Source organism: Pseudomonas sp. R19M (assembly GCF_050312585.1).
GTDB lineage: Bacteria > Pseudomonadota > Gammaproteobacteria > Pseudomonadales > Pseudomonadaceae > Aquipseudomonas > Aquipseudomonas palleroniana.
The window spans coordinates 1-9,232 of sequence record NZ_JBNPJV010000044.1; the positions used below are offsets into that span (position 1 = coordinate 1).

Below are 9,232 nucleotides of genomic sequence, written 5' to 3' on the forward strand. Positions count from 1 at the left end.
CCCCCTCCCACAGTGGCCCCATTTCAGATTGGTTCCATCTCGGATTGGGTTTGCGAGCCTGTCAGGCTTTTTGCCAGACCTTGGGTTTGAAGAACAGCGTTTCGCCCCGCGCCAGGCCGATCAGGCTGTCGTGATCCTTCACCACTTCGGCCTCGATCAGCTCGCTCTGGCCTTCAACCTTCAGGGTTACCCGCGTGGTGGCCCCCAATGGACGGATATCGCGCACCTCAGCCGCGTGGTGGTCTTCCAGTTCATGCCGTGACAGCGACACTTCGTGCGGCCGGAACAGCACGTGCTGGTCCTCGCCCAGATGCAGACGGTTGGAGTCACCGAGGAAGTGGTACACAAAGTCGCTGGCCGGGTTTTCATAGACGTCACCCGGTGAGCCGATCTGCTCGATCACGCCTTTGTTCATCACCACGATACGGTCGGCGACTTCCATGGCCTCTTCCTGGTCGTGGGTCACGAATACCGAGGTCAGGTTGATGTCTTCGTGCAGGCGCGCCAGCCAGCGGCGCAGCTCCTTGCGCACCTTGGCATCGAGGGCACCAAAAGGCTCATCCAGCAGCAGCACCTTGGGCTCCACCGCCAGGGCACGGGCCAGGGCGATACGCTGGCGCTGGCCACCGGAGAGTTGTTCCGGGTAGCGATCGGACAGCCAATCGAGCTGCACCATGTTCAGCAGCTCGTGCACCTTGCTCGCGATCTGGCTTTCGCTCGGGCGTTGGTTTTTCGGCTTCATGCGCAGGCCGAAGGCGACGTTATCGAACACCGTCATGTGGCGAAACAACGCGTAGTGCTGGAACACGAAGCCGACGTTGCGATCCCGCACGTCGTGGCCGGACACGTCTTCACCGTGGAACACGATATTGCCGGCGTCCGGGGTCTCAAGGCCCGCGATGATGCGCAACAAGGTGGTCTTGCCGCAGCCGGACGGGCCGAGCAACGCCACCAGCTCGCCACTCTGGATGTCCAGATTGATGCTGTTCAGGGCCTTGAAGGCGTTGAAGTTCTTGCTGACATTACGGACTTCGATCGACATGACTTATTCCTCACCGGCGCTTTTGCGCAGGCGGTTGATACGGTTCTCGCTCCACTGCTTGAGCAGCAGGATGAAGAGCGCCAGGATCAGCAACAGGCTGGCCACCGCAAACGCGGCAACGTGGTTGTATTCGTTGTAGAGAATCTCGACATGCAGCGGCAGGGTGTTGGTCACGCCACGAATGTGGCCGGACACGACCGACACCGCGCCGAACTCGCCCATGGCCCGGGCGGTGCACAGCACCACGCCGTAGATCAGGCCCCATTTGATGTTCGGCACGGTCACATGCCAGAACATCTGCCAGCCATTGGCGCCGAGCAGGCGCGCAGCCTCTTCTTCCTGGGTGCCCTGCTCCTGCATCAGCGGGATCAACTCACGCGCCACGAAAGGCACGGTGACGAAGATGGTGGCGAGCACAATGCCGGGCAAGGCGAATACGATCTGGATGTCATGCGCTTGCAGCCATGGGCCAAAAAACCCCTGGGCCCCGAACATCAGTACGTAGACCAGGCCCGCGATCACCGGTGAAACCGAAAACGGCAGGTCGATCAGCGTCACCAGGATGCTTTTGCCACGAAACGAATATTTGCTTACGCACCATGCCGCGCTGACGCCGAACACCAGGTTGAGCGGCACCGAAATCACTACCGCGATCACCGTGAGCTTCAGCGCCGACAGCGCGTCGGGTTCGAGGATCGCGGTGAAGAACGCACCGAGACCGTTCTTCAAGCCCTGAGACACCACGATAAACAGCGGCAGCAGCAGGAACAATGCAAACACCAGCCAGCCGAGGCCGATCAGGATACGTCGCGATACGGCACTGCCACGCCGGGCAGCGTTGGCCGAGGACGCGGCGGAAATAGACGATTGGGACATGTTCCGCGCCTCCTTATGGACGTTCGATGCGCCGCTGCAACAAGTTGATCAGCAGCAGCAAGACAAAGGAAACCACCAGCATCAACACGCCGATGGAAGTGGCGCCGCGGTAGTCGTACTGATCGAGCTTGACCATGATCAGCAACGGCAGGATCTCGGTTTTCATCGGCATGTTGCCGGCGATGAAAATCACCGAACCGTATTCACCCACGCCTCGGGCAAATGCCAGAGCGAAGCCGGTCAGCCAGGCAGGCAACAACGCAGGCACCAGAATGTAGCGGAAAACCTGCAGCGGCTTGGCGCCCAGGCAGGCGGCGGCCTCTTCAACTTCCCGGGGGATATCGGCGAGCACCGGCTGCACCGTACGCACCACGAATGGCAACGTGACGAAGGTCAGCGCCAGGGTGATACCCAACGGGGTGTAGGCGATCTTGAAGCCCAGGTCCGCAGCGAACTGGCCAACCAGGCCATTAGGCGTGTACAGCGCAGTCAGCGCGATACCGGCCACGGCGGTAGGCAGGGCGAACGGCAGGTCGATCATCGCATCGATGATCTTGCGTCCGGGGAAGGTGTAGCGCACCAGCACCCAGGCCAGCAGCGTGCCGATCACGCCGTTGATCAGGGCGGCATACAGCGCGGTGCTGAAGCTGAGTTTCAACGCCGCCAGCACCCGTGGTGCGCTGATGATGTTCCAGAACTGATCCCAGGTGAGTTGAGCGGCGTGTACAAACATCGCCGCCAGGGGGATGAGTACGATCAGGCTGAGGTACACCACGGTGTAGCCCAGCGTCAGCCCGAAGCCGGGTATGACGGGGGAAATACGACGCGACATAAGAGTCCTTGGTTAGCGGTGACATACCACTGCGGTAGCGAACCTATCGTGGCGAGGGAGCTTGCTCCCGCTGGGCTGCGCAGCGGCCCCAAAACCAGGCGACTGAGTTGCCGATTTGGGAGCGCTTCGCGCTCCAGCGGGAGCAAGCTCCCTCGCCACGGAAAGCGGGCTCCAACAGATAATTTGGCTTATTGCGCCGTGTAGATCTGGTCGAACACACCACCGTCATTGAAGAATTTCGGTTGGGCAGTTTTCCAGCCGCCGAAGTCTTTGTCGATAGTCACCAGGTCCAGTTTCGGGAACTGCTGGGCGTATTTTGCAGCGACTTTCTCATCGCGTGGGCGGTAGAAGTTCTTCGCGGCAATCTCCTGGCCAGCCGGGCTGTACAGGTGTTTCAGGTACTCGGTAGCGATCTCGGTGTTGCCCTTTTTCTCGGCGTTCTTGTCGACCACGGCCACCGGCGGCTCCGCGAGGATCGACAGGGACGGCACGACGATATCGAACTTATCGGCGCCGCCGTCTTCTTTCAACGCCAGGAACGCCTCGTTTTCCCAGGCCAGCAACACGTCACCCTGACCGTTGTTGACGAAGGTGATGGTCGAGCCGCGGGCGCCGGTGTCCAGCACAGGGACGTGCTTGAATAGCTCTTTCACGTATTCCTGGGCCTTGGCTTCGCTACCACCAGCCTTCAGGCCGTAGGCCCAGGCGGCGAGGAAGTTCCAGCGAGCACCGCCGGAGGTTTTCGGGTTCGGGGTAATCACCGAAACGTCTTTCTTGATCAGGTCGCCCCAGTCCTTGATGCCTTTGGGGTTGCCCTTGCGCACCAGGAACACGATGGTCGAGGTGTACGGGGTACTGGCGTCCGGCAGGCGGGTTTGCCAGTTTTCCGGCAGGGTCTTGCCCAGCTTGGCGATTTCGTCGATGTCGCCGGCCAGCGCCAGCGTCACAACGTCAGCGCGCAGGCCGTCGATCACCGCCCGGCCCTGCTTGCCCGAACCGCCATGGGATTGCTGGATCTTGACGTTGTCATCCGGGTGGGACTGTTTCCAGAATTGGGTGAACTCAGCGTTGTAGTCCTGGTACAGCTCACGAGTCGGATCGTACGAGACGTTGAGCAACTCGTAGTCCTTGGCAACGGCGGAACCGGCAAACACGGCACTGGCCAGGGCGGCCAGGGCATAACGGCGAATCGACGACATAGAAGGCTCCTGAAATTCGGGGTGTTGGCTTTTTCTTATAGTTGCGGGGTCTATCGCCGTAGTTGCTTAGTTCGGTTTGTTACCCGGGTTCTGCAAACGGAATTTTTCCTTGCGTTCGATCTGTACCACTTGAGCGTTGTGCACGGTGATTTCCACCGCGCCAAACCGCAGATCGCGCAGGGCGCTCTGGATCTCACGCAAAATGGCTGCTTCGTCCTGGCCGTCGACGCTACGTAGAGATGCGCTCATGGTCTCGCTCCTGAAATGAATAGTGCCTCGCAGTGGCGGCACTGCTTGCGGCGTGAGAGCGATAGTAGATAAGCGCGGATATTCTTAAAAATACTATTTAAGAATGTTTATATAACCAGAAAGAATTTTCTGGCAAGACTTGGAGTTGCAAAGGTTTTTTATCTTCACTCGCTGAAATCAAGCCCAGTGACGTTCCACATGTGGGAGCAAGCCCCCTCCCACACTTGGCCATCTTCAAGGGCGGATCGCAGGCGCCCGGGACCAGTCGATTTCCGCCGCCGGCATGGGCCGCCCAAACCAATACCCCTGGCCCATATCGCATTCCTGCTCCAACAGAAACCTTGCCTGCTCCACCTGCTCAATCCCTTCGGCATGCACTTGCATGCCCATGCTTTTCGCCAGGGCGATCACCACGCGCACAATGGCCGCATCGTCTTCATCCCACGGCAACCCGGCGACAAAGCCCTGGTCGATCTTGAGCTTCTGCACCGGCAGGCGCTTGAGGCGCAGCAGCGAAGAATAGCCGGTGCCAAAATCATCGATGGCCAGGCGCAAGCCCAGTTCACGCAGGCGGTGCAGTTGCTCCAGGGCGACTTCAGGGTCATCCATCACAGCACTTTCCGTGACTTCCAGCTCCAGGAACGTCGGCGCCAGGCCAGTACTGTGCAGGACCTGGGCAACTTGTTCGTACAGTTCGCGTCGGGCAAACAAACGGCTGGACACGTTGACCGCAATAAAACTCAGCGGCGCGCCTTCAGCCAGCCATTGGCACATCTGGCGACAGGCTTCGTGCATCACCCAGGCATCAATGTCGGCGATCAGCCCGGTGCGCTCGGCGATCGGGATAAATTCACCCGGCGGCACCAGGCCACGCTCCGGATGCTGCCAGCGCACCAAGGCTTCGACGCCGATCAGGCGGCTGTCTTGCAGGTCATGCACGGGTTGGTAGTAGACACGCAGCTCTTGCTGCTCAAGGGCGCGGCGCAATTCACCGGCGATTTCCACCCGATGCTGGGCATGGGCGGTGAGTTCTTCGGTGTACAGCGCGTAACCTTCGCGCCCGGCGCTCTTGGCCTTGAACAAGGCCGAGTCGGCATTGCGCAGCAGCTGTTCGGCGCTGAGGGCGTCGCTGGGAAACAGGCTGATGCCAATGCTGGCACTGATAAACAGCTGGTTGCCGTCAAACACGAACGGCTCTTTCATCGCATCGAGGATTCTCTGGGCCAATGCAGCCGCCTGAACCACCTGTGGACAACTTTCCACCAACACGGCGAACTCATCCCCACCCAGGCGCGCCAGCGTGACGCCGGGGCCGAACAGGCCTTTCAGGCGCTCCCCCACCGCCTTGAGCAACTGGTCGCCGGTGGTGTGGCCGAGGCTGTCGTTGATGATCTTGAAGTGGTCCAGGTCCATCAACAGCAACGCACAGCCACGTTTATGCACTTGCGCCGAGGTCAATGCCTGGTGGGCACGGTCGCTGAAGAGCAGGCGGTTGGGCAGGTCGGTCAGCGGGTCATGATGGGCCAAGCGGGCCAGTTCGTGCTCGGAATCCTTGATGGCGCTGATATCGGAAAAGACCGCGACGTAGTGAGTGGCCTTGCCTTGGTCATCGCGGATCACGCGGATGGTTTGCCACTGTGGATAAATCTCGCCGCTTTTACGCCGGTTCCAGATTTCACCGCTCCATTCGTCGGTGCGCTCCAGGGTCTGGAACATCTGCTGGTAGAAATTCGACGAGTGGCGCCCCGATTTGAACAGGCTCGGCCGCTTGCCCATGACGTCTTCGCCGCTGTAGCCGGTGATCGCCATGAAGGCGCGGTTGACGTGCACGATCAACCCCCGAGCGTCGGTAACCAGCACCCCTTCGCGGGTGCAATCGAACACTGCGGCAGCCTGTTGCAGGCGCTCGCGATTCTCCTTCAAGGGCTGCTGCACCTGGTGTGTACGCGCAAAGCGCGCACAGATCAGGTAGATCACCAGCGCACTGAGGCCCACCCACACGTAGCCGCGCGCCTGCAGCCAGCGTCCCAACTCCCACGGGTCATCGAGAAAGTTGATCAATAATTGGTTGCTGAGCTGGAGCCACACAACTGAAACCAGCAGGTACACCAGCCCTACGCGTAGGGCTCCTCGGTATGAAAACAGCATATCTTCAGTAATCCTTACCAAAAAAACAGAATCGCCCTACAAAGGCTGCGGATTATAGAATAAGAAACATCCAGTCACTCCTATCTGAAACGGTGGCTGGTTTTCTCTGTTGGCTTAGTGATAATGCGTGAGCTGTCTTTTTCTTTATCTGAGGGCCATACAGCCTATGTGGTACAACGGTTTTCTTGACCTGTCAGCCTGGCAACTGGTGGCAGTCACGCTGTTGATGACCCACGTGACCATTGTCGGGGTCACCGTCTATCTGCACCGTTATTCGGCCCATCGCTCCCTGGAGCTCAATGCCGGCCTGAAACACTTCTTCCGCTTCTGGCTGTGGCTGACCACGGCGCAGAACACCCGCGAGTGGACGGCCATCCACCGCAAACACCACGCCAAATGCGAAACCGTCGACGACCCGCACAGCCCGGTCATCAAAGGTTTGTCCACAGTGCTGCGCAAAGGTGCCGAGCTGTATCGGGCCGAGGCTGAAAACCCCGAGACCCTGCGCATCTACGGCAAGAACTGCCCGGACGACTGGATCGAACGCAAGATCTACACGCCCTACCCGTTGCTGGGCGTGGCGATCATGGGCGTGATCGACCTGCTGCTGTTCGGCACTATCGGCATCACCATCTGGGCGATCCAGATGATGTGGATTCCGTTCTGGGCCGCCGGTGTGATCAACGGCCTGGGGCATGCCGTGGGCTACCGCAATTTCGAATGCCGTGACGCGGCCACCAACCTGGTGCCCTGGGGCATCATCGTCGGCGGCGAAGAGCTGCACAACAACCACCATACCTACCCCAACTCGGCCAAGCTGTCGGTCAAGAAGTGGGAGTTCGACCTGGGCTGGGCGTGGATCAAGGTATTCAGCTTCCTGCGCTTGGCCAAGGTGCAGCGCGTTGCGCCTATCGCGCACCGCGTCGAGGGCAAGGGCCACCTGGACATGGACACCGCCATGGCGATCCTCAACAACCGCTTCCAGATCATGGCGCAGTACCGCAAGCTGGTGATCGGGCCGCTGGTCAAGCAGGAGCTGGAGAAAGTCGATCACTCGGTGCGTCACCAGTTCCACCGTGCCAAGCGCCTGCTCTCGCGGGAAACCAGCCTGCTGGATGACCGTCACCACCTGCGCATCCAGAACATGCTGGAGCACAGCCATGCGCTGACCGTGATCTACGAGAAGCGCCTGGCGTTGCAGCAGATCTGGGTGAAGACCAGTTCCAATGGCCACGACATGCTGGCGGCGATCAAGGAATGGGTGCACGAGGCCGAGGCCAGCGGCATCCAATCCCTGCGCGATTTTGCTCACCAGCTCAAGACCTATTCGCTGCGCCCTGCAGCGGCCTGACCAGTTCTCAAAGCCCTCCTGTGGTGAGGGCGCTTGCTCCCGCTGGGCCGCAAAGCGGCCCCAGCCTTTGGTTTGGCTGGGACTGCTGCGCAGTCCAACCCGAGCAAGCTCGATCGCCCAAGGTAGAGCGCTCGCCTTGACTTGACAGCACGCCGAGTTTGGCTTGCCACCGGTTTCTGACGTCATTTCTTAGTCAACCGGATCATGGAACTTCACCGCAAATCCCCTCTCTCAATCAACACTTCGCCATCATGGTGGCCCTTGTAGTGACCGCTGCCCGATGCCGGCAGCGTGCCCAGAGAGAGTTGTGCCGATGGTTCACGAAAAGCCCTTTGCACCCAATACCCCGACGGCCGAACACCCCCGCCCGGCTGCGGCATCAACCCTGTTGGCGTTGATGCATGCCCAAGGAGAGGTCGAGCGGCTGAGTGAGCGCGAACAGCTGCTCAGCTCGCTGCTGGTCAGCGTGAATGCCGTGCTGTGGTCCATCGATTGGGAAACCCGCCGCGTGCTTTACGTGAGCCCGGCCTATGAACGGATATTTGGTCGCTCCGCCAGCCTGCTGCTGGCCGACCACCGTGAATGGCGCAACAGCGTCCACCCCGAAGACCTCGACTACGCCGAACAAAGCCTGGCCCGCGTGCTCGAACAAGGCGCCGTGGAAGACCGCGAGTACCGCATCATCACCGCCGACGGTCACATCCGCTGGCTGAGCGACAAGTGCTATATCAACCAACAGGTCGAGCCGGGCAAGCCGGTGATCGTGGTCGGCATCGCCGAGGACATCACCGAAAAAAAGCAGTTGGAGCTTGAGCTGCATCGCTTGGCCACCACCGACGTGCTGACCCAGAGCAGCAATCGCCGGCACTTCTTCGAGTGCGCCAACCAGGCGTTCGACAGCGCCTGTGCCCAAGGCACCCCGCTGGCTTTCCTGTTGCTGGACATTGATGATTTCAAGGACATCAACGACTCCTACGGCCATCTGGAGGGCGATCAGGTACTGCGGCGCATCGCCGAAAGCGGTCGAGGGGTATTGCGCCGTGGCGATCTGTTCGGACGCATTGGCGGCGAAGAGTTCGCCGCGGTGTTGCCCGGTTGTGCGCCCGAGATGGCGTTGCAGGTCGCCGAGCGGCTGGGCAAGGAAATCCAGGCGTTGGGTTTCAGCTATGAGGGCCGTGAGTTCACCGTGACCATCAGCCAGGGCCTGGCCGGCCTGCGCGAAGACGACTCGACCCTGGACAGCCTGTTTGCCCGGGCCGACGCCGCGATGTACGAAGCCAAACGCCAGGGCAAGAACCGCGTGGTAGCGGGCTGAAGCTCGGCGGAGGGCGTGCCAGGCACCAGATGATTGGCTAACACGACGCTATCGGGGCAAGCCCTAATGCCAGTCAGTTAAGCGATAAAGCGGACGATGAATAAATTGTGGGAGGGGGCTTGCTCCCGATGGCGGTGTGTCAGGTTCAGAAACCGTGACTGACACACCGCCATCGGGATCAAGCCCCCTCCCACAGTGACCGCGTTAATCCTTAACTGAC

Annotated in this window: 8 protein-coding genes; 2 read left to right on the forward strand and 6 right to left on the reverse strand. The window is 60.3% G+C overall.

The features are described from left to right. Positions 1-61 precede the first annotated feature (61 nt). The 6 genes from ACQRBT_RS08140 to dibA form a co-directional block, all read right to left on the reverse strand. Positions 62-1,042 (reverse strand): sulfate/molybdate ABC transporter ATP-binding protein, encoded by a 981-nt coding sequence (locus ACQRBT_RS08140; protein ID WP_060755538.1) that lies wholly within the window; start codon positions 1,040-1,042, stop codon positions 62-64. 3 nt (positions 1,043-1,045) lie between these two features. Continuing rightward, positions 1,046-1,918 carry a sulfate ABC transporter permease subunit CysW gene (gene cysW / locus ACQRBT_RS08145; protein WP_090367585.1) on the reverse strand — a complete coding sequence of 291 codons (873 nt, stop codon included), beginning with the start codon at positions 1,916-1,918 and terminating at the stop codon, positions 1,046-1,048. 13 nt (positions 1,919-1,931) lie between these two features. Further along, positions 1,932-2,750, reverse strand: a complete 819-nt coding sequence (gene cysT, locus ACQRBT_RS08150; protein WP_104995186.1) for a sulfate ABC transporter permease subunit CysT — start codon at positions 2,748-2,750, stop codon at positions 1,932-1,934. Between the two features lie 188 nt (positions 2,751-2,938). Then, entirely contained in the window at positions 2,939-3,949 is a 1,011-nt protein-coding gene (locus tag ACQRBT_RS08155; protein ID WP_060755535.1) for a sulfate ABC transporter substrate-binding protein, read from the reverse strand. Positions 3,950-4,015: 66 nt separating this feature from the next. Then, a complete protein-coding gene (gene oscA, locus ACQRBT_RS08160; protein WP_060755534.1) occupies positions 4,016-4,198 on the reverse strand; it encodes a sulfur starvation response protein OscA in 183 nt (60 codons plus the stop codon). Positions 4,199-4,432: 234 nt separating this feature from the next. Further along, entirely contained in the window at positions 4,433-6,346 is a 1,914-nt protein-coding gene (gene dibA / locus ACQRBT_RS08165; RefSeq protein ID WP_412047473.1) for a phosphodiesterase DibA, read from the reverse strand. Positions 6,347-6,512: 166 nt separating this feature from the next. On the opposite strand from dibA, the gene desA reads away from it, so the two are divergent. Together desA and ACQRBT_RS08175 are read left to right on the forward strand one after the other, a co-directional pair. Next, on the forward strand, positions 6,513-7,697 hold the full coding sequence (gene desA, locus ACQRBT_RS08170; RefSeq protein WP_060755532.1) for a delta-9 fatty acid desaturase DesA: 1,185 nt from the start codon (positions 6,513-6,515) through the stop codon (positions 7,695-7,697). A gap of 313 nt (positions 7,698-8,010) precedes the next feature. Next, complete coding sequence (locus tag ACQRBT_RS08175) at positions 8,011-9,012, forward strand: sensor domain-containing diguanylate cyclase (RefSeq protein ID WP_090367590.1); 1,002 nt, start codon at positions 8,011-8,013, stop codon at positions 9,010-9,012. Positions 9,013-9,232: the final 220 nt, after the last annotated feature.

Excerpts from the sequence above, each read along its gene's own strand:
- desA (WP_060755532.1), top strand. The coding sequence starts at position 6,513 with ATGTGGTACAACGGTTTTCTTGACCTGTCAGCCTGGCAACTGGTGGCA.
- ACQRBT_RS08175 (WP_090367590.1), top strand. The coding sequence starts at position 8,011 with ATGGTTCACGAAAAGCCCTTTGCACCCAATACCCCGACGGCCGAACAC.
- ACQRBT_RS08155 (WP_060755535.1), bottom strand. The coding sequence starts at position 3,949 with ATGTCGTCGATTCGCCGTTATGCCCTGGCCGCCCTGGCCAGTGCCGTG.
- ACQRBT_RS08140 (WP_060755538.1), bottom strand. The coding sequence starts at position 1,042 with ATGTCGATCGAAGTCCGTAATGTCAGCAAGAACTTCAACGCCTTCAAG.
- cysW (WP_090367585.1), bottom strand. The coding sequence starts at position 1,918 with ATGTCCCAATCGTCTATTTCCGCCGCGTCCTCGGCCAACGCTGCCCGG.
- dibA (WP_412047473.1), bottom strand. The coding sequence starts at position 6,346 with ATGCTGTTTTCATACCGAGGAGCCCTACGCGTAGGGCTGGTGTACCTG.
- oscA (WP_060755534.1), bottom strand. The coding sequence starts at position 4,198 with ATGAGCGCATCTCTACGTAGCGTCGACGGCCAGGACGAAGCAGCCATT.
- cysT (WP_104995186.1), bottom strand. The coding sequence starts at position 2,750 with ATGTCGCGTCGTATTTCCCCCGTCATACCCGGCTTCGGGCTGACGCTG.